Raw genomic sequence first — 20,526 nt, forward strand, 5'->3', positions numbered from 1 at the left:
TCCTACAGGGGTGTGCGGTGAAGCTGGGGATTGCGGTCAATGAATCTGTCCGGCCCTTTCATCAAGCGCCCGGTCGCGACCATGTTGCTGAGCCTGGCGATCATGCTGCTGGGCGGTGTCAGCTTCGGCCTGCTGCCGGTGGCGCCGTTGCCGCAAATGGATTTCCCGGTGATTGTCGTACAGGCCAGCCTGCCCGGTGCCAGTCCGGAGGTCATGGCGTCCACCGTGGCCACGCCGCTGGAGCGCTCATTTGGCGCCATCGCCGGCGTCAACACCATGAGCAGCCGCTCCAGCCAGGGTTCGACGCGGGTCATTCTGCAATTTGACCTCGACCGCGACATCAACGGTGCGGCGCGGGAAGTGCAGGCGGCGATCAACGCCTCGCGCAATCTGTTGCCGAGCGGGATGCGCAGCATGCCGACCTATAAAAAGGTCAACCCGTCGCAGGCGCCGATCATGGTGCTGTCGCTGACCTCGGATGTGCTGGAAAAAGGCCAGCTCTACGATTTGGCCTCGACGATTCTGTCGCAGAGCCTGTCGCAGGTGCAGGGCGTCGGCGAAGTGCAGATCGGCGGCAGTTCGTTGCCGGCAGTGCGCATCGAACTCGAACCGCAGGCGCTGAATCAGTACGGCGTGGCGCTGGATGACGTGCGTAAAACCATTGCTGACGCCAACGTACGCCGGCCCAAAGGTTCGGTCGAGGACGGCCAGCGGTTGTGGCAGATTCAGGCCAACGATCAACTGGAGAAAGCCAAGGATTACGAGTCGCTGATCATCCACTACGCCGATGGCGCCGCATTGCGCCTCAAAGACGTGGCCAAAGTCAGCGACGGTGTCGAAGACCGCTACAACAGCGGTTTCTTCAACGATGACGCCGCGGTGTTGCTGGTGATCAACCGTCAGGCAGGCGCCAACATCATCGAGACGGTAAACGAAATCAAGGCGCAACTGCCGGCACTGCAAGCGGTATTGCCAGCCAGCGTGAAGCTTAATCTGGCGATGGATCGCTCGCCGGTCATTAAGGCGACGTTGCACGAAGCGGAAATGACCCTGCTGATCGCCGTGGCGCTGGTGATTCTGGTGGTGTTCCTGTTCCTCGGTAACTTCCGCGCCTCGCTGATCCCGACGTTGGCGGTACCGGTGTCGCTGGTCGGCACCTTTGCGGTGATGTACCTCTATGGATTCTCGCTGAACAACCTGTCGCTGATGGCGCTGATTCTGGCCACCGGTCTGGTGGTGGACGACGCCATCGTGGTGCTGGAGAACATTTCCCGGCACATCGACGAAGGCGTCAAACCGATGGAGGCTGCTTACCTCGGGGCCAAGGAAGTCGGTTTTACCTTGCTGTCGATGAACGTCTCGCTGGTGGCGGTGTTCCTGTCGATCCTGTTTATGGGCGGGATCATCGAGAGCCTGTTCCGCGAATTCTCCATCACCCTGGCGGCGTCGATTGTGGTATCGCTGGTGGTGTCCCTGACGCTGACGCCGATGCTCTGCGCGCGCTGGCTCAAACCGCACACGCCGGGGCAGGAAAACCGTCTGCAACGTTTCAGCCGCCGCACCAACGACTGGATGGTTGGCAAATACGCTACCAGCCTCGATTGGGTGCTGCGTCATCGCCGCCTGACCTTGCTCAGTCTGTTGATCACGGTCGGCGTTAACGTTGCCTTGTATGTGGTCGTGCCGAAAACCTTCATGCCGCAGCAGGACACCGGCCAGTTGATCGGTTTCGTGCGCGGCGACGATGGTCTGTCGTTCAGCGTTATGCAGCCGAAAATGGAGACCTTCCGTCGTGCTGTGCTCAAGGACGAAGCGGTGGAAAGCGTCGCCGGGTTTATCGGCGGTACCAACGGCACCAACAACGCCTTCATGCTCGTGCGTTTGAAACCGATCAAGGATCGTCAGATATCGGCGCAAAAAGTCATCGAGCGGCTGCGCAAGGAAATGCCCAAGGTGGCTGGCGCGCAATTGATGCTGATGGCGGATCAGGATCTGCAGTTCGGCGGTGGCCGTGAACAGACCACCTCGCAGTACAGTTACATCCTGCAAAGTGCAGACCTCGGTTCGCTGCGCGAGTGGTACCCGAAAGTGGTGACCGCGTTGCGTGCGCTGCCAGAGTTGACCGCAATTGATGCCCGCGAAGGCCGAGGCGCGCAACAGGTGACGCTGATTGTCGACCGTGATCAGGCCAAGCGTCTGGGCATCGATATGGACATGGTCACTTCGGTGCTGAACAACGCCTACAGCCAGCGGCAGATTTCGACGATCTACGACAGCCTCAACCAGTATCAGGTGGTGATGGAGGTCAGCCCGAAATATGCGCAGGATCCGGTGACGCTCAAGCAAGTACAGGTAATTACCGCCGACGGTGCGCGCGTGCCGTTGTCGACCTTTGCTCACTATGAAAGCAGTCTGGAAGACGACCGCGTCAGCCACGAAGGGCAGTTCGCCTCCGAGGACATTTCCTTCGATATGGCCGAAGGCGTGACGGTGGAGCAGGGCAGTGCCGCCATCGAACGGGCGATTGCCAAACTTGGCTTGCCAGAAGACGTGATCGCAAAAATGGCCGGTACCGCCGATGCTTTCGCCGCCACGCAGAAGAGCCAGCCGTTCATGATTCTTGGCGCGTTGCTCGCGGTGTATCTGGTGTTGGGTGTGCTGTATGAAAGCTACATTCACCCGCTGACGATTCTGTCGACGTTGCCGTCGGCCGGGGTCGGCGCGTTGCTGTCGATCTATGCGCTGGGTGGCGAGTTCAGCCTGATCTCGCTGCTCGGCCTGTTCCTGTTGATTGGCGTGGTAAAGAAAAACGCGATTCTGATGATCGACCTGGCGCTGCAACTTGAACGCCACCAAGGCATGACTCCGCTGGAGTCGATCCGCAGTGCTTGCCTGCAACGTCTGCGGCCGATTCTGATGACCACGCTGGCAGCGATTCTCGGCGCCTTGCCGTTGCTGCTCAGCCGCGCGGAAGGTGCGGAAATGCGCCAGCCACTGGGCCTGACCATCATCGGCGGGCTGGTTTTCAGCCAGGTGCTGACGCTTTACACCACACCTGTGGTTTACCTCTATCTCGACAAGCTGCGCCATCGTTTCAACAAATGGCGTGGCGTGCGTACTGACGCCGCTCTGGAAACTCCGCTATGACTGATCGTTCGCTTATCCATATGGCCACTGTGCGCGGATCGCGTCTGTTAAGCCTGTCGCTGTGCGTGGCGATGCTCAGTGCCTGCGCTGTCGGCCCGGACTACCAGCGCCCGCAGACCGCCGAAATCGCTCAGTACAAAGAAGCCGAGGGCTGGCGTCAGGCCAATCCGAGCGACTCGCTGGCCCGTGGCGCCTGGTGGGAGCTGTACGGTGATCAGCAGCTCAATGGCCTGATCGAAAAACTCAACAGCTCCAACCAGACCGTCGCGCAATCGGAAGCGCAGTTCCGTCAGGCGCAGGCCCTGGTACGCAGTGCGCGCGGCGCGTTCTATCCGAGCGTTGACCTGAGCGTGGGCAAAACCCGCTCCAGCCAGGGCACCGGCAGCAGCAGTTCGAGTTTGAGCAGTTCTTCCAGCGGTATTCGCGACACCTATAACGCGCAGTTGGGCGTCAGTTGGGAAGCCGATATCTGGGGCAAACTGCGCCGTGGCCTTGAGGCCGATCAGGCCAGCGCTCAGGCGAGTTACGCCGATCTGGCGGCGATGCGCCTGAGCCAGCAGTCGGAACTGGTGCAGAACTACCTGCAATTACGGGTGATCGATCAGCAGAAACGTTTGCTCGAAGCCACGGTGGCGGCGTACGAGCGTTCGCTGAAAATGACTCAGAACCAATATCGCGCCGGTGTGTCCGGACGTGACGCGGTAGCGCAGGCGCAAACCCAGCTGAAAAGCACTCAGGCCGATCTTGTCGATCTGATCTGGCAACGCGCGCAATTCGAAAACGCCATTGCCGTGCTGACCGGGCAGGCGCCGGCCGAATTCAATATTGCCGAAACCCAGAACATCCCGAACCTGCCGCAAGTGCCGTTGAGCTTGCCGTCGCAACTGCTGGAACGTCGCCCGGACATCGCCTCGGCCGAACGCTCGGTGATTGCGGCCAACGCGAATATTGGCGTGGCGAAAGCGGCGTATTACCCGGATCTGTCGCTGAGTCTGAGCGGTGGTTACAGCAGCAGTACCTCGCAAGACCTGGTCAGCTTGCCGAACCGCTTCTGGTCGGTCGGGCCGAAACTGGATCTGCCACTGTTTGACGGCGGCATCCGTTCCGCCGAAGTCGATCGCACTGAAGCTGTGTACGATCAGACTGTGGCCAAATACCGCCAGACCGTGCTCGACGGTTTCCGCGAAGTGGAAAACTATCTGGTGCAGCTCAAGGTGTATCAGGACGAAGCCGCCGTGCGCCAGGAAGCGCTGGATGCGGCGCGCGACTCTCTGCGCCTGACGGAAAACCAGTACAAGGCCGGGCTGATCGCCTATATCGACGTCGTGGTGGTGCAAGCCACGGCACTGAGCAACGAGCGCAGCGTGCTGAACATCCTGCAAAGCCGCCTGATCGCCAGCGTGCAACTGATCGCCGCGCTGGGTGGTGGCTGGGATGGCCAACTGGATGTAACCGACAGCAAATAAGCCCGCTCCCCCCTGTAGGAGCTGCCGAAGGCTGCGATCTTTTGATCTTGAAAACCAAATCAAAAGATCGCAGCCTGCGGCAGCTCCTACAGGGGGAAAGGCGCTTTCCAGAGCCTTGTAGGACGATCAAACAAGCGTTTCATCGGCTTGATGGCAATTTGCTTACTTTGTCAGTGCGTTCTTCCGCGCAATCAGTACAATCGCCGCATTTGCCCAGCCGAGAATGGACGCAGTACGGTTTGGGTGGTCACGAGAACTTTCATGCTCACTGGTAGCTATTCCTCCACCCTCGTACTCATCTCGTTGTGCGTGGCGATTCTCGCCTCGTACACCGCGCTCGATCTCAGCGGGCGCATTGCCACCGCCAGGGGCCGCGCCGTGTATTTCTGGACGGCGGGTGGCGCATTGGCCATGGGGGTCGGCGTCTGGTCGATGCACTTCATTGGCATGCTCGCCTTCAAACTGCCGATTGATCTGGGTTACGACATTGGCATCACCGCGCTGTCGCTGCTGATCGCCGTGCTGTCGTGCGGCTTTGCGCTATGGCTGGTCAGTCAGCCGAAGCTACCAATCTGGCAACTGGCCTTCGGTGCGCTGATCATGGGCGCCGGTATCAGCACCATGCATTACACCGGCATGGCCGCGATGCGCATGACCCCAGGCATCGATTACGACCCGACACTGTTCAGCGCATCGTTGCTGATCGCGGTCGGCGCCTCGGCCGCCGCGCTGTGGATTGCCTTTCGCCTGCGCCAGCATTCGCCGTATGTACGGCTGATTCGCGGCGGTGCGGCGGTGATCATGGGCATCGCCATTGTCGGCATGCATTACACCGGCATGGCCGCTGCGAAGTTTCCTGACGGCAGCTTCTGCGGCGCGACCATCGATGGCCTGAAGGGCAATGGCCTCGACAGTCTGGTGCTGATCACCACGTTGGCGGTGCTGTCGATCGCCTTGCTCACCTCGATTCTTGATGCCCGCCTCGAAGCGCGCACCGCTGATCTGGCGCACTCGCTGACCGCAGCCAACCGCGAACTGACGCAACTGGCCCTGCACGACACGCTGACCGGTTTGCCGAACCGCATGTTGCTCGATGACCGCATCAATCAGGCGATGAAAAAGGTGCATGAACAGGGCGGCTGTTTCGCCTTGATGTTCATCGATCTGGATGGCTTCAAACCAGTCAACGATGCGTTCGGCCATCACATGGGCGACCAGTTGCTGCGCGAAGTGGCGCAACGCCTGCGCGAAGATCTGCGCAGCCAGGACACGCTCGCGCGCATCGGCGGCGACGAATTTGTTTTGCTGGTGCGCCTCGCCGAAACGAACGATGCATTGAGTCTGGCGGCGCGTCAGGTTGGCCTGATCGCACGCTCGTTCCGCGTGGCTGAACACGATTTGCAGATCTCTGCCAGCGTCGGCATCGCCCTGTATCCGGGCAATGGCCAGACCACGCAGGAACTGCTGATGAACGCCGACGCGGCGATGTACCACGCCAAAGGTGGCGGCAAAAACGGTTACAGCTTCTTCGACGCGTCGATGAACAGCAATGCGCGCAAGCAACTGCAACTGCTGCAGGATTTGCGTGCGGCGCTGGAGCACAGCCAGTTCAGCCTGCATTACCAACCTAAATTCGACGCAGCCAACGGTCGCCCGGTCGGTGCCGAGGCGCTGCTGCGCTGGGAGCATCCGCTGCACGGCATGCTGATGCCGGACAAGTTTATTGATCTGGCGGAAAAAACTGGCTTGATCATTCCGATCGGCGAGTGGGTGCTCAATGAAGCCTGCCGCCAGATGCGCGAATGGTACGTGCTCGGTTACACCGACTGGCGCATCGCCGTGAACCTGTCGGCGTTGCAGTTCTGTCATGCCGGGTTGGTGCAGAGCGTGGCCAAAGCTTTGGCGACTCATCGTCTGCCGGCCAACAGCCTGACCCTGGAAATCACCGAAACCACCGCCATGAGCGACGCTGATGCGAGCATGACGGTGTTGCAGGAGTTGTCAGACATGGGCGTCGATTTATCGATCGACGACTTTGGTACCGGTTATTCGAGCCTGATGTACCTCAAGCGTCTGCCGGCCAATGAACTGAAGATTGATCGTGGGTTTGTGCGTGATCTGGAGCATGACAGCGATGATGCGGCGATCGTTTCGGCGATTGTCGCGCTGGGCCAGGCGCTGGGTTTGCGCATTGTTGCTGAAGGCGTGGAGACCGGCGTGCAGCAGGATTTTCTGACTCAGTTGGGTTGTGATTCGTTGCAAGGGTATCTGCTCGGGCATCCGATGCCGGCGGAGCGGTTTATGCAGGACATCGTGCGCGGCGAACAACTCGCTCAAGTCTGAGATTCCTTGTGGTGAGGGGATTTATCCCCGATGGGCTGCGAAGCGGCCCCTCATACCTGCACCCAGTTCTTGCTGACACACCGCACTGGCTGATTTTGGGGCTGCTTCGCAACCCATCGGGGATAAATCCCCTCACCACAAGGGATGTGTGTTTTCAGGATGACTGTGTTCACTGTTAATTGTGTTCACAGGGGTGAAGGGTCTGCCCCCAACACAACCCATGCAAAACCCGGCAATGGCGGTTATTCTTTCCCCCGACTGTTATGGGTGCATTCGGGGGAAGGGCCAGCATGGATAAAGTCATTGTGATCACCGGTGGCGGGCGCGGGATTGGCGCTGCTACGGCGTTGTTGGCGGCCGAACAAGGCTATCGGATCTGCATCAACTATCAGTCGGATGAACAGGCCGCGCATAGCGTGCTGGAGCAAGTCCGTGCATTGGGCGCACAAGCCATCGCGGTTCGCGCTGACGTCAGCATCGAGGACGAAGTGGTCGCGCTGTTTCAGCGCGTCGACACCGAACTGGGCCGTGTCACCGCCTTGGTGAACAACGCCGGCACCGTCGGGCACAAATCGCGGGTCGACGAAATGTCCGAATTTCGCATCCTCAAAATCATGAAAACCAATGTTTTGGCACCGATTCTCTGTGCCAAGCACGCGATCCTGCGCATGTCGCCCAAGCATGGCGGGCAGGGCGGCAGCATCGTCAACGTCTCATCGGTGGCTTCGCGATTGGGTTCCCCGAATGAATACGTCGATTACGCCGCCTCCAAAGGCGCGCTCGATACGTTCACCATCGGCCTGTCCAAGGAAGTCGCGGGCGAGGGCATTCGTGTCAACGCGGTGCGCCCGGGTTACATCTACACCGATTTCCACGCGCTGAGCGGCGATCCGGATCGGGTCAGCAAGCTTGAGTCAGCGATTCCGATGGCTCGTGGGGGGCGACCGGATGAAGTGGCGGAGGCGATTGTCTGGCTGTTGTCGGACAAGGCTTCGTATGCGACGGGGACGTTTGTTGATTTGGGTGGTGGGCGTTAAACCAGAAAATTGAGTTGTCTGGTTGGGCCTCATCGCTAGCAGGCTAGCTCCCACAGGGTTTGTGGTTGTTCACACAAATGTGTTTCAACGCAATCCACTGTGGGAGCTAGCCTGCTGGCGATAGCAAAAATCGCGGCAACATCAACCTGTCAGAACGACCGCACAATCCGCCCCAACGTCTCCATCGCCTTCTCCGAATCCTCCGTCCACGGGCTGCCATAGTTCAGGCGGATGCAATTTCTGAAGCGTTGCGTCGGCGAAAAAATCGGCCCTGGGGCGATGCTGATGCCTTGTGCCAGCGCCATCTGAAACAACTTCAACGAATCCATCTGCTCTGGCAGTTCCAGCCACAAAAAGTAGCCGCCGGCGGGTTGGCTGACGCGTGTCTGGGCCGGGAAGTAACGGGCGATGGCGGCGAGCATGGCGCTTTGCTGCTCTTCCAGGGCATAGCGCAACTTGCGCAGGTGGCGGTCGTAGCCGCCGTGTTGCAGGTAGTCGGCAATCGCTGCTTGCGCGGGCATCGAGGCGCACAGCGAGGTCATCAGCTTGAGCCGCTCGATTTTCTGCGCGTAGCGCCCGGCAGCGACCCAGCCGATGCGGTAGCCGGGGGCCAGACTCTTGGCGAACGAGCCGCAATGCATGACCAGACCTTCCGTGTCGAAGGCTTTCGCCGGTTTCGGTGCTTGCTGGCCGTAATAGAGTTCGGCGTAGACGTCGTCTTCGATCAGCGGCACTTGGTGACGGCGCAGCAGTTCGACCAGTTCCTGTTTTTTCGCCTCGGGCATGGTTGCGCCCATCGGGTTCTGGAAACTGGTCATGCACCAGCAGGCTTTGATCGGGTGACGTTCGAGCGTCTGCGCGAGCACGTTGAGGTCGATGCCGTCGCGCGGGTGCACGGGGATTTCCACGGCTTTGAGTTTCAGGCGTTCAAGTACTTGCAGGCTCGCATAGAACGCCGGGGCTTCGATGGCCACCAGATCGCCGGGTTCGGTCACCGCTTGCAGGCACAGGTTCAGCGCTTCGAGGGCGCCGTTGGTGATCAGCAACTCTTCCATTGGCAGCATCAGGCCGCCGACCATGTAACGCAGGGCGATCTGGCGGCGCAGTTGCGGGTTGCCTGGCGACATATCGGTGACGACCATGCGCGGATCCATCTCTCGCGCGGCGCTGGCCAGCGACCGGGACAGGCGTTGCAGCGGGAACAGGGTCGGGCTGGGGAAGGCTGAGCCGAAGGGCACGGTGTTTGGATCTTTGATCGAATCGAGTACCGAGAACACCAGTTCACTGACGTCGACTTCGGTGGATTCGTTGACCTGATGGCTGATCACCGGCTCCGAGAACGGGCTCGGCGCATGCGTGTTAACGAAGTAGCCGGAGCGCGGCCGGGCGCGGATCAGGCCACGGCGTTCGAGCAGGTAGTAGGCCTGGAACACGGTGGAGGGGCTGACGCCGTAGGTCTGGCTGGCGTAGCGCACCGAAGGCACGCGCTGGCCGGGGCCGAGGACGCCGGAGCGGATCAGTTCAGCGATGTCGTCGGCGAATTTTTCGTAGCGTTTCATCGAGGAGCCTTGGTGCTTGTTGATTGATGGGTGTCTGGGGGAAAGCCCCTCACCCTAGCCCTCTCCCGGAGGGAGAGGGGACTGATTGGGGGATGCTGGCGAATTGCACCGACCTGGAATTGCTTTGCTGAATCCATAATCGACCAGGTCTTTCAGGTCGATGTGTAACGCCAGACACCTCGGTCGGCTCCCTCTACCTCCGGGAGAGGGCTGGGGTGAGGGGCCGAAATTGCAAAGGCTTAGCGATTCATCGGCGCCACAAACCGGCTCTTCGCCACGCTGTAAACCTCAGGCTCATCGCTATCGCCCACTTTGAAATTCAACGTCTGCGAACTACTCGCGGGCCGTTCCGTGGTCATCGCCACCGACACCGGCACATCGACAATCTCGCCCGGTGCAAGACTCAACTCAGTCTTACCCTGCAACTGAAAGCCGTCGCCATCCAAAAGGCTCAGATTGTAAACCTGACGCTGCTGGGTTTTGTTGATGACTTTGAGACTGTAGATGTTTTCGATCTGGCCCTGAGCGTTCTCCCGGAACAGCCCGCGATCCTTTGTGATGTCCAGCGAGACCATCGGCCGTTCAACCAACGCGAGGGCGAGTGCGCCGATCATCAGCAGCAACACCACCGTGTAACCGATCAGCCGAGGTCGCAGCAGGTGGGTTTTACCGCCCTGCAGTTCGCGTTCAGAGCTATAGCGAATCAGCCCGCGCGGGTAATTCATTTTGTCCATGATCGAATCACAGGCGTCGATACACGCCGCGCAACCGATGCATTCCATCTGCAAGCCGTCGCGGATGTCGATGCCGGTCGGACATACCTGCACACACAGTTGGCAGTCGATGCAGTCGCCCAAACCGGCTTCGGCGGGTTTCACATCGCGTTTGCGCGGGCCACGGTTTTCGCCGCGCGCCACGTCGTAGGCAATCGTCAGGGTGTCTTTGTCGAACATCACGCTCTGGAATCGCGCATACGGGCACATGTGCATGCACACCGCTTCGCGCAGCCAGCCGGCGTTGATGTAGGTGGCGGCGGTAAAGAACAGCACCCAGAACAGACTGACCCCGCCGATTTGCAACGTCAGCAACTCTTCAGCGAGCGGACGAATCGGCGTGAAGTAGCCGACAAAAGTCAGCCCGGTCAGCACGCTGATCGCCAGCCACAAAGTGTGTTTGGCGGCACGGCGCGCCAGTTTGTTCAGGCTCCACGGCGCCGCTTGCAGTTTGATCCGCTGGTTGCGTTCGCCTTCAGTGAGCTTCTCGCACCACATGAAAATCCACGTCCACGAACTCTGCGGGCAGGTGTAACCGCACCAGACCCGGCCGGCAAACACGGTGATGGCGAACAGGCCGAACGCGGCGATGATCAGTAGTGCCGACAGCAAGATGAAATCCTGTGGCCAGAAGGTCGCGCCGAAGATGTGGAATTTGCTTTCCGACAGATCCCAGAGCACGGCCTGACGCCCGCCCCAGTTCAGCCACACCGTGCCGAAAAACAACAAAAACAGAAACCCCGCGCCGCTCATACGCAAGGTGCGGAACAGGCCGGTGAAGCTGCGGGTGTGGATTTGATTGTCGCTGGATTTTGCCGTCGCCTTCATTGGGCGTGCGGGAATGCTTTTTATGGTTGGAGATGCTTCTACGGTTCGGACGGGGATTTGTTCGCTCATGGTCGTTCGCTCATCAGCCTCCATCAGGCCAGCGAACTATGGGCGTCGATCTGTTTGCATAACAGACTCAGGTATTTCAATAAAAAGCGTATCAGATACGCTTTCGGAGTTGTCCTGCGACAACTTGAAGCAGCCCGCAGGCAAAGGCGCAAACGCCTATCTCAGGCGTCTGCGCCGAGTGTTGACCAAGGTCAGTCAAATCACCGAATCACTCTCGTCAGCCTTGAGATGCTTACGACCGTCCTTGGCACCTGCTACGGTCAAGGCGTCGGCTTCTGCTTCGGTGATGTACACGCGCTTGCCTTCTATCTCAACGAAAGACATGGCTTTTTCACTGTCCGTTTTGACTTCCAGGGTGTCGCAGATGCGAATTTCTTCGCCATGTTCGACGGTAAAGAAACACACTTTTTGCTCGGGATTGGATTCATCGACGCGCAGGGGCATGGGGCTGTCCTTTTTCCGGGGGTGTCTGAAACGTTAGGGCGCATGCTTTGCCGATCGTTCGGCGCAACCGATTAATGGTCGCCGCTGTCCATCATCTATCGACTCATAAAAAGGACGACACGATGAACGCCTGGTGGCATGAAGTGTGGGTGACGCTGCAAGCGGAATTTGCCGATATCGGCGATGCGTCGCAGCTGACGCGAATCACCGTACGGCTGGTGATGGCGGCGGTATTGGGCGGGATTCTCGGGTTCGAACGCGAGCACAAAGGCAAGGCGGCCGGGGTGCGCACGCACATGTTGGTAGCGTTGGGGGCGGCGCTGTTTGTGCTGGTGCCGCAGACGTCAGGGGCGGAGTCCGATGCGATGAGCCGGGTGCTGCAGGGGGTTATTGCCGGGATCGGCTTCCTTGGTGCGGGCACTATTTTGAAGAACAAGGAAGGTGATGAAGGTCACGTCCAAGGCCTGACCACGGCAGCGGGGCTGTGGATGACGGCGGCGATTGGGGTGGCGGCGGGGTTGGGCAAGGAGGCGACGGCGCTGTTGAGTACCTTGTTGGCGTTGGGGATTTTCAGCGTGATGCCACGGATCGTGCGTTTGTTTGAGAAGGATGAACAGAAAAACGATCTCCTCTAATTCATCGCTTCCCGCGTGCAATGGGACGCGGAGCGTCCCCGGCGGCATTCCCACGCAGAGCGTGGGAACGATCGGTGGCCGGGTCAGACGATCACGGGCGGCATCGTCGTTGGTGGTTCTTCTTTCGGTGGAGGCGTGGTGCCTGGCGGCTCTTGCTCTGGAATCGGTTGCGGTTCGGTTTCCGGAAGAGTGGGTTTGTCGATGTTCGGATCAGGTGTTTCGGCCGGGATCGGGATGTTCATCTGTAGACCTCCGTGTGGCACATGGCGTGAGAAGTGCTTAAGTGGATTGACCACCTCGTGGCGAATTCGATCCGCTTTTCTGTAACGGCAATTTCATCTGAACTTTTCCCGGCACCGGTCGCTCGGAACCTAAGTGAGTTCATTCCGGACGGGCGCTCGATTGCGAGCGCTGAACCGGCACAAGAGCGTCCTTTGGGCGTTAAGGAGAGATGCTCAATGACTGCTGAAAACCCCTCAGAACTAAGCTACAACCCGCACATTCCGCTGTCGCAGGCTTTGTTGCTGCCACGCATCGCCATTGAAGACACCATGCCGACCCTCGATGGCGGGCAGTTCGCCGTGAAGTCGATTGCCGGCCGTGAAGTGGTGGTCACCAGCAAAGTCTTCGCCGACGGTCACGACAAGTTGGCGGTGCGCATTCGCTGGCGCGAGGAAGGCGAGGAGACCTGGCAAAGCGAGGTCATGTCCGACCAGGGCAATAATGGCTGGAAGGGTCAGTTCCGCCCCGAGCATCAGGGCCGTTTCCTCTATTGCATCGAAGCGTGGATCGATCATTTCGCCAGTTTCCAGTACGAACTGGAAAAGAAACACACTGCCGCCGTGCCGGTCTCGCTGGAGTTGCAGGAAGGCCGGACGATGGTGCAACAAGCTGCCGAACGCAGCGAAGGTCAGCTCAGCGAACAGCTCGCTGCGCTGCACCATGAACTGTCCGGGCTGCTCGAAACCGAGCAGGTCGCGCTGTTTCTGCACTCGCGCAGTGCGCAATTGATGGCCGAGGCCGATCACCGCGCCTACCTGAGCGTCAGTGCTGAATTCCCGATGGACGTCGAACGCGAGCTGGCCGAGTTCGCCAGTTGGTACGAGCTGTTTCCGCGCTCGATCACCGACAACCCCAAACGTCACGGCACCTTTAATGACGTGCACTCGCGCTTGCCGATGATTCAGGACATGGGTTTCGACGTGTTGTACTTCACGCCGATCCACCCGATTGGCCGCGCGCATCGCAAGGGCCGCAATAACTCGCTGACGGCGGGGCCGGACGATCCGGGCAGTCCGTACGCGATTGGCAGCGAGGATGGCGGTCACGAGGCGATTCACTCGCAGCTTGGCACTCGTGAAGATTTCCGTCGACTGGTCGCAGCCGCTGCTGATCATGGTTTGGAAATTGCCCTCGATTTCGCTATTCAGTGCTCACAGGATCACCCGTGGCTCAAGCAGCATCCGGGCTGGTTCAACTGGCGCCCGGACGGCACGATCAAATACGCTGAAAACCCGCCGAAGAAATATCAGGACATCGTCAACGTCGATTTCTACGCGCCGGATGCGATTCCGAGTCTGTGGGTCGAGTTGCGTGACATCGTCGTCGGTTGGGTCAATGAAGGCGTGAAGATTTTCCGCGTCGACAACCCGCACACCAAACCGCTGCCGTTCTGGCAGTGGCTGATTGCCGATGTGCGCGCGCTGCACCCGGAAGTGATCTTCCTCGCCGAGGCGTTTACCACGCCGGCGATGATGGCGCGGCTGGGCAAGGTTGGGTACACGCAGAGTTACACCTATTTCACCTGGCGCAACACCAAGGCTGAGTTGGCGACGTACCTCACCGAGCTGAATGAATCGCCGTGGCGCGAGTGCTACCGGCCGAATTTCTTCGTCAACACGCCCGACATCAATCCGGCGTTCCTGCATGAGTCCGGGCGTCCGGGGTTCTTGATCCGCGCCGCGCTGGCCACCATGGGCTCGGGCCTGTGGGGCATGTATTCGGGGTATGAACTGTGCGAAGCGGCGCCGGTGCCGGGCAAGGAGGAATACCTTGATTCGGAGAAGTACGAGATCCGCGTCCGCGACTTCACCGCGCCCGGCAACATCATTGCCGAGATCGCCCAGCTCAACCGCATCCGCCGGCAGAACCCGGCGCTGCACACGCATTTGGGGCTGAAGGTCTACAACGCCTGGAACGACAACATTCTCTATTTCGGCAAGCGCAGCGCCGATGGCAGCAATTTCATTCTGGTCGCGGTCAGCCTCGATCCGCATAACGTGCAGGAAGCGAATTTCGAACTGCCGTTGTGGGAAATGGGCCTGCCGGACGACGCGACGACCCACGGTGAGGATTTGATGAACGGGCATCGCTGGGACTGGCATGGCAAATACCAGTTCATGCGGATTGACCCGGCATATCAGCCGTTCGGGATTTGGCGGATTACCGCTAGTTGATACGTAATGATCGTTCCCACGCTCTGCGTGGGAATGTATCCCGGGACGCTCCGCGTCCCAAAATCGGACGCAGAGCGTCCATGGCGGCGTTCCCACGCAGAGCGTGGGAACGATCATTGTGGGGCGTTGCTAAAGAATTCAGCAGGAGTTTCACATGGCGAAGAAACCCAATGCAGCCACCTTCATCAAAGACCCGCTCTGGTACAAGGATGCGGTGATTTACCAGGTTCACGTCAAATCGTTTTTCGACTCCAACAACGACGGGATCGGCGACTTTCCCGGCCTGATCGCCAAACTCGATTACATCGCCGAACTCGGCGTCAACACCATCTGGCTGCTGCCGTTCTACCCGTCGCCACGTCGCGATGATGGCTACGACATTGCCGAATACCGTGGCGTGCACAGCGACTACGGCACCATGGCCGACGCCAAGCGCTTTATCGCCGAGGCGCACAAACGCGGCTTGCGGGTGATCACTGAGCTGGTCATCAACCACACCTCCGACCAACACCCGTGGTTCCAGCGTGCCCGCAAAGCCAAACCCGGCTCGGCAGCGCGCGACTTTTACGTGTGGTCGGATGACGATCAGAAATACGACGGCACTCGGATCATTTTCCTCGACACCGAAAAGTCCAACTGGACGTGGGATCCGGTCGCCGGCCAGTACTTCTGGCACCGCTTCTATTCGCACCAGCCCGACCTGAATTTTGATAACCCGCAAGTGATGAAAGCCGTGCTCTCGGTGATGCGTTACTGGCTGGACATGGGTATCGACGGTCTGCGCCTCGACGCCATTCCGTACCTGATCGAGCGCGACGGCACCAACAACGAAAACCTCCCTGAGACCCATGACGTTCTCAAGCAGATTCGCGCAGAGATCGACGCCAATTACCCCGACCGAATGCTGCTCGCCGAAGCCAATCAGTGGCCGGAAGACACCCAGCTGTATTTCGGCGATACCGACGCCAAAGGCCTGAATGGCGACGAATGCCACATGGCCTTTCATTTTCCGCTGATGCCGCGCATGTACATGGCGCTGGCTCAGGAAGACCGTTTCCCGATCACCGATATTTTGCGTCAGACCCCGGAAATTCCGGCGAACTGCCAATGGGCGATTTTCCTGCGCAACCACGATGAACTGACGCTGGAAATGGTCACCGACAAAGAACGTGACTACCTGTGGAATTACTACGCCGCTGACCGTCGCGCGCGGATCAACCTTGGTATTCGTCGACGTCTGGCGCCGTTGATGGAACGCGATCGTCGTCGCGTTGAATTGCTCAACAGCCTGCTGCTGTCGATGCCGGGCACGCCGACTCTGTATTACGGCGATGAAATCGGCATGGGCGACAACATCTATCTGGGCGACCGCGACGGCGTGCGTACGCCGATGCAATGGTCGATCGACCGCAACGGCGGTTTTTCCCGCGCCGCCCCGGCCAGTCTGGTGCTGCCGCCGATCATGGATCCGCAGTACGGTTATCTGTCGGTCAACGTCGAAACCCAGGCGGGCGATCCGCATTCGTTGCTCAACTGGACGCGGCGCATGCTTGCCGTGCGCAAACAGTCGAAAGCCTTTGGTCGCGGCACGTTGAAAATGCTCTCGCCAAGCAACCGCCGCATTCTCGCTTACACCCGTGAATTCACCGACGCCGACGGCAAACACGAGATCATTCTTTGCGTGGCGAACGTCTCGCGCAGTGCGCAAGCGGCGGAGCTGGATTTGTCGGCCTACGTCGGCATGGTGCCGGTGGAAATGTTGGGCGGTAATGCCTTCCCACCGATTGGCCAACTGAATTTCCTCCTGACCCTCGCGCCGTACGGCTTCTACTGGTTTGCCTTGGCCTCGGAAAACCAGATGCCGAGCTGGCACGTCGAGCCCGCGCAGAGCCTGCCGGACTTCACCACGCTGGTGCTGAAAAAGCGCATGGAAGAGCTGCTGGAAGCGCCGTCCCGCGCGACGCTGGAGCAAAACATCCTGCCGAACTGGCTGCAAAACCGTCGCTGGTTCGCCGGCAAAGGTGCGGCCATCGACAACGTGCAAATGGCTTACGGCGTGCGCTTCGGCGATGCCCAGCACCCGGTGTTGCTCAGCGAAATCGAGGTCACCAGCGCTGGCCACACCAGCCGTTATCAACTGCCGTTCGGTTTCATTGCTGAAGATCAGGTCGGCCCGGCACTGCCGCAGCAACTGGCGTTGGCTCGGGTTCGACGCGTGCGTCAGGTCGGCTTGATCACCGATGCGTTCAGCCTCGAAGCGTTTATTCGCGCCGTGCTGCAAGGCATGCAGAACAACACCGTGCTCGAGTCGAGCGAGGGCGAAATTCGCTTCGCACCAACCGCGCAACTGGAAAAACTCGGCCTCGGTGCCGAGTCGGAAGTGCGCTACCTGTCGGCGGAGCAATCGAACAGTTCAGTGGTGATCGGCAACAGCCTGGTGTTGAAACTGATCCGCAAAGTCGCCTCGGGCGTGCACCCGGAACTGGAGATGAGCGCGTACCTGACCGAGGCCGGTTTTGAAAATATCTCGCCGCTGCTTGGTTCGGTGATTCGCCGCGACGCCAAGGGTCAAGACAATCTGTTGATGATCGCCCAAGGCTATCTGAGCAATCAGGGCGATGCCTGGGAATGGACGCAGAACAACCTCGAACGGGCGCTGCGCGACGAACTCGCCGATGCCATGTCCGAGCAGGAACAGCATTACAACGCACTCGGCGAGTTGAAGGACTTCGCCGGCATGCTCGGTCAGCGTTTGGGCGAGATGCACAAAGTGCTCGCCGCGCCGACTGACAACGTCGATTTTGCGCCGCAGGTGTCGACGGCCAAGGATGCGCAGGCCACGGGCAAAGATATCGCCGCGCAAGTCGAGCACGCGCTGAAACTGCTCAAGCAGCATCAGGGCGAACTCAGTGCGGAGGATCAGCAACTGGTCAAACGCTTGCTCGACGAGAAGAAAACCATTCTGGCCCACGTCCAGGATCTGGCGAAAAAAGCTGTCGGCGGTTTGCAGATTCGTGTTCACGGCGACCTGCATTTGGGTCAGGTGCTGGTGATCAAGGGCGATGCCTATCTGATCGACTTCGAAGGCGAACCGGCGCGGCCATTGAGCGAACGCCGCGGCAAACACAGTCCGTACAAAGATGTCAGCGGCGTGCTGCGTTCGTTCGATTACGCCGCGGCGATGACCATCAATGTGCAGAACGTTGATCACAGCGCGGAGTCTGAAGACGCACGTCGTCGTGTCGCGCAACGTTATTTGAATGAAGCGCGAGCGGCATTTGTTCAGGCATATCGCCGAGCGGCAGCTAGTCTTGATCATGCTTGGCAAGATCCTGAAGGGGCCGACGCTGCGCTGGCATTGTTCGGTCTGGAGAAGGCGGCCTATGAAGTGGCCTATGAAGCCGAAAATCGCCCGACGTGGCTGCCCGTGCCGTTGCACGGTTTGTATGGGTTATTGACAGGGCTTAAACCCTTTTCCGATCTTGGTGGAGAGTAGTCATGAGTTTCTCGAACAAGGAACAGGGTCAGAAAGAAGCATTGTTGCCGGCGGCGAAGGACATCGACGCGCTGGTACGTGCTGAACATCACGATCCGTTTTCGATTCTGGGGCCCCACGGCGATGGCGCCGGCGGGCAGTTTATCCGTGCGTATTTACCCGGTGCGTTGAGCGTTGTCGTGCTGGACAAGGACTCCGGCGAAGAACGCGGGCCGCTGGAACAGACCGAAACACCGGGGCTGTTTGTCGGCCATTTCGATCAGGCGCGACCGTATCAGTTGCGCACGCGTTGGGCCGGTGGCGAGCAAGTGGCGGAAGATCCGTACAGCTTCGGCCAGTTACTCGGTGAAATGGATTTGTATCTGTTTGCCGAGGGCAATCATCGTGATCTCAGTAGCTGCCTCGGCGCGCAACTGACAAGCGTTGATGGTGTCGACGGCGTGCGCTTTGCCGTGTGGGCGCCGAATGCCCGACGTGTTTCGGTGGTCGGTGATTTCAACGTCTGGGACGGCCGTCGTCATCCGATGCGTTTGCGCCATCCGTCCGGGGTCTGGGAGTTGTTCATTCCGCGCCTGCAAGCGGGCGAGTTGTACAAATACGAGATTCTCGGCGCGCACGGGATTCTGCCGCTCAAGGCTGACCCGATGGCGCTGGCCACCAGCCTGCCGCCGGACACCGCGTCGAAAGTCGCCGCGCCGCTGCAAGTCAATTGGCAGGATCAGGACTGGATGAACAGCCGTCATGATCGGCAAAAACATTCAGCGCCACTGTCGATTTACGAGCTGCACGCCGGTTCGTGGCAATGTGAACTGGATGATCTTGGCGAAGTCGCGCGCCAGTACACCTGGCCGGAACTGGCTGAGCGGCTGATTCCGTACGTGAAAGAACTTGGCTTCACCCACATCGAATTGATGCCGATCATGGAGCACCCGTTCGGCGGTTCCTGGGGCTATCAGTTGCTCTCGCAATTCGCCCCGAGTGCGCGCTACGGCACGCCGGAACAGTTCGGCGACTTCGTCAACGCCTGCCACCAGGCGGATATCGGCGTGATCCTCGACTGGGTGCCGGCGCATTTCCCTACCGATACCCACGGTCTGGCGCAGTTCGACGGCACCGCGCTGTACGAATACGGCAATCCGCTGGAAGGTTTCCATCAGGATTGGGACACGCTGATTTACAACCTCGGGCGCACTGAAGTGCATGGCTACATGCTCGCTTCGGCGTTGCATTGGCTGAAGCATTTCCATATTGACGGTCTGCGCGTCGATGCCGTGGCTTCGATGTTGTATCGCGACTATTCGCGCAAGGCTGGCGAATGGGTGCCGAACCGCCATGGCGGTCGCGAGAATCTGGAAGCCATCGACTTCCTCCGTCATTTGAACGACGTGGTTGAGCTGGAAGCACCGGGCGCGCTGGTAATCGCCGAAGAATCGACCGCGTGGCCGGGCGTCAGCCAGAGCACGCAGCAGGGCGGTTTGGGCTTTGCCTACAAATGGAACATGGGCTGGATGCACGATTCGCTGCATTACATTCAGCAGGATCCGGTGTACCGCGCCCATCATCACAATGAGCTGAGTTTCGGTCTGGTTTACGCGTGGTCCGAACGTTTTATCCTGCCGATTTCCCACGATGAAGTGGTGCACGGCAAACATTCGCTGATCGACAAGATGCCCGGCGATCGCTGGCAGAAATTTGCGAATCTGCGTGCTTATCTGAGTTTCATGTGGACGCACCCGGGCAAGAAGCTGCTGTTCATGGGCTGCGAGTTTGGTCAGTGGCGCGAGTGGAATCACGATCAGCAGCTGGATTGGTATCTGCTGCAGTATTCCGAGCACAAAGGTGTGCAGAAACTGGTTGGCGACCTTAATCGGCTGTACCGCGAAGAACCGGCGCTGCACGATCAGGACGACGCGCCACAGGGTTTCCAGTGGTTGATTGGTGATGATGCGATCAACAGCGTTTATGCCTGGTTGCGCTGGAGCAAGGACGGTAAACCGGTGCTGGTGGTGGCGAACTTCACGCCGGTGCCGCGTCAGGCGTATCGGGTCGGCGTGCCGTTTGCCGGGCGCTGGACGGAGTTGCTCAACAGTGATGCTGACACTTACGCGGGTTCCAACTATGGCAATGGTGGCGGGGCGTTTACCGAAGAAGTGCCGAGCCATGGGCAGTCGATGTCGCTGGAATTGAACCTGCCGCCGTTGGCGGTGTTGATCCTTAAACCTGAGGGTTGATCCGGAACCGCGTCGCGGCCTTCGCGAGCAGGCTCACTCCTA

At 59.5% G+C, this 20,526-nt stretch carries 12 protein-coding genes; 8 read left to right on the forward strand and 4 right to left on the reverse strand.

Going from position 1 to position 20,526, the window contains the following annotated elements; genetic code table 11:
- Positions 1-39 precede the first annotated feature (39 nt).
- The 4 genes from ACIP66_RS01725 to ACIP66_RS01740 all read left to right on the forward strand — a co-directional run bounded on the left by ACIP66_RS01725 (position 40) and on the right by ACIP66_RS01740 (position 7,993).
- A complete protein-coding gene (locus ACIP66_RS01725) occupies positions 40-3,147 on the forward strand; it encodes an efflux RND transporter permease subunit (protein WP_400644763.1) in 3,108 nt (1,035 codons plus the stop codon).
- On the forward strand, positions 3,144-4,613 hold the full coding sequence (locus ACIP66_RS01730; RefSeq protein ID WP_053120609.1) for an efflux transporter outer membrane subunit: 1,470 nt from the start codon (positions 3,144-3,146) through the stop codon (positions 4,611-4,613). Before ACIP66_RS01725 ends, ACIP66_RS01730 begins: the two co-directional genes overlap by 4 nt.
- Before the next feature lie 261 nt (positions 4,614-4,874).
- Entirely contained in the window at positions 4,875-6,956 is a 2,082-nt protein-coding gene (locus tag ACIP66_RS01735) for a putative bifunctional diguanylate cyclase/phosphodiesterase (RefSeq protein WP_400644766.1), read from the forward strand.
- Positions 6,957-7,246: 290 nt separating this feature from the next.
- On the forward strand, positions 7,247-7,993 hold the full coding sequence (locus ACIP66_RS01740; protein ID WP_159812040.1) for an SDR family oxidoreductase: 747 nt from the start codon (positions 7,247-7,249) through the stop codon (positions 7,991-7,993).
- A gap of 149 nt (positions 7,994-8,142) precedes the next feature.
- Here ACIP66_RS01740 and mapR read toward each other — a convergent pair whose 3' ends face one another.
- The 3 genes from mapR to ACIP66_RS01755 all read right to left on the reverse strand — a co-directional run bounded on the left by mapR (position 8,143) and on the right by ACIP66_RS01755 (position 11,666).
- A complete protein-coding gene (gene mapR / locus ACIP66_RS01745; RefSeq protein WP_400644769.1) occupies positions 8,143-9,552 on the reverse strand; it encodes a GntR family transcriptional regulator MpaR in 1,410 nt (469 codons plus the stop codon).
- Between the two features lie 239 nt (positions 9,553-9,791).
- Entirely contained in the window at positions 9,792-11,222 is a 1,431-nt protein-coding gene (ccoG, locus tag ACIP66_RS01750; protein ID WP_400644771.1) for a cytochrome c oxidase accessory protein CcoG, read from the reverse strand.
- A gap of 195 nt (positions 11,223-11,417) precedes the next feature.
- The gene (locus tag ACIP66_RS01755; protein ID WP_053120599.1) at positions 11,418-11,666 is read right to left on the reverse strand and encodes a DUF3203 family protein; all 249 of its coding nucleotides are present in this window, start codon (positions 11,664-11,666) and stop codon (positions 11,418-11,420) included.
- Between the two features lie 122 nt (positions 11,667-11,788).
- On the opposite strand from ACIP66_RS01755, the gene ACIP66_RS01760 reads away from it, so the two are divergent.
- Positions 11,789-12,301, forward strand: coding sequence for an MgtC/SapB family protein (locus ACIP66_RS01760; protein WP_400644774.1), 513 nt, complete (start codon positions 11,789-11,791; stop codon positions 12,299-12,301).
- An 83-nt stretch (positions 12,302-12,384) separates the two neighbouring features.
- Here ACIP66_RS01760 and ACIP66_RS01765 read toward each other — a convergent pair whose 3' ends face one another.
- Positions 12,385-12,543, reverse strand: coding sequence for a hypothetical protein (locus ACIP66_RS01765; protein WP_003224520.1), 159 nt, complete (start codon positions 12,541-12,543; stop codon positions 12,385-12,387).
- A gap of 216 nt (positions 12,544-12,759) precedes the next feature.
- On the opposite strand from ACIP66_RS01765, the gene ACIP66_RS01770 reads away from it, so the two are divergent.
- From ACIP66_RS01770 to glgB, 3 genes are all read left to right on the forward strand, one after another.
- The gene (locus tag ACIP66_RS01770) at positions 12,760-14,757 is read left to right on the forward strand and encodes an alpha-1,4-glucan--maltose-1-phosphate maltosyltransferase (protein WP_400644776.1); all 1,998 of its coding nucleotides are present in this window, start codon (positions 12,760-12,762) and stop codon (positions 14,755-14,757) included.
- A gap of 154 nt (positions 14,758-14,911) precedes the next feature.
- Positions 14,912-18,253, forward strand: coding sequence for a maltose alpha-D-glucosyltransferase (gene treS, locus ACIP66_RS01775; RefSeq protein WP_400644778.1), 3,342 nt, complete (start codon positions 14,912-14,914; stop codon positions 18,251-18,253).
- 2 nt (positions 18,254-18,255) lie between these two features.
- Complete coding sequence (gene glgB / locus ACIP66_RS01780; protein WP_053120591.1) at positions 18,256-20,484, forward strand: 1,4-alpha-glucan branching protein GlgB; 2,229 nt, start codon at positions 18,256-18,258, stop codon at positions 20,482-20,484.
- Positions 20,485-20,526: the final 42 nt, after the last annotated feature.

Origin of the sequence: Pseudomonas sp. NPDC088429 (assembly GCF_044753305.1) — a bacterium.
GTDB lineage: Bacteria > Pseudomonadota > Gammaproteobacteria > Pseudomonadales > Pseudomonadaceae > Aquipseudomonas > Aquipseudomonas rustica.

Coding starts and splice junctions, on each gene's coding strand:
- ACIP66_RS01725 (WP_400644763.1), top strand. CDS start 40: ATGAATCTGTCCGGCCCTTTCATCAAGCGCCCGGTCGCGACCATGTTG.
- ACIP66_RS01730 (WP_053120609.1), top strand. CDS start 3,144: ATGACTGATCGTTCGCTTATCCATATGGCCACTGTGCGCGGATCGCGT.
- ACIP66_RS01735 (WP_400644766.1), top strand. CDS start 4,875: ATGCTCACTGGTAGCTATTCCTCCACCCTCGTACTCATCTCGTTGTGC.
- ACIP66_RS01740 (WP_159812040.1), top strand. CDS start 7,247: ATGGATAAAGTCATTGTGATCACCGGTGGCGGGCGCGGGATTGGCGCT.
- mapR (WP_400644769.1), bottom strand. CDS start 9,552: ATGAAACGCTACGAAAAATTCGCCGACGACATCGCTGAACTGATCCGC.
- ccoG (WP_400644771.1), bottom strand. CDS start 11,222: ATGAGCGAACAAATCCCCGTCCGAACCGTAGAAGCATCTCCAACCATA.
- ACIP66_RS01755 (WP_053120599.1), bottom strand. CDS start 11,666: ATGCCCCTGCGCGTCGATGAATCCAATCCCGAGCAAAAAGTGTGTTTC.
- ACIP66_RS01760 (WP_400644774.1), top strand. CDS start 11,789: ATGAACGCCTGGTGGCATGAAGTGTGGGTGACGCTGCAAGCGGAATTT.
- ACIP66_RS01765 (WP_003224520.1), bottom strand. CDS start 12,543: ATGAACATCCCGATCCCGGCCGAAACACCTGATCCGAACATCGACAAA.
- ACIP66_RS01770 (WP_400644776.1), top strand. CDS start 12,760: ATGACTGCTGAAAACCCCTCAGAACTAAGCTACAACCCGCACATTCCG.
- treS (WP_400644778.1), top strand. CDS start 14,912: ATGGCGAAGAAACCCAATGCAGCCACCTTCATCAAAGACCCGCTCTGG.
- glgB (WP_053120591.1), top strand. CDS start 18,256: ATGAGTTTCTCGAACAAGGAACAGGGTCAGAAAGAAGCATTGTTGCCG.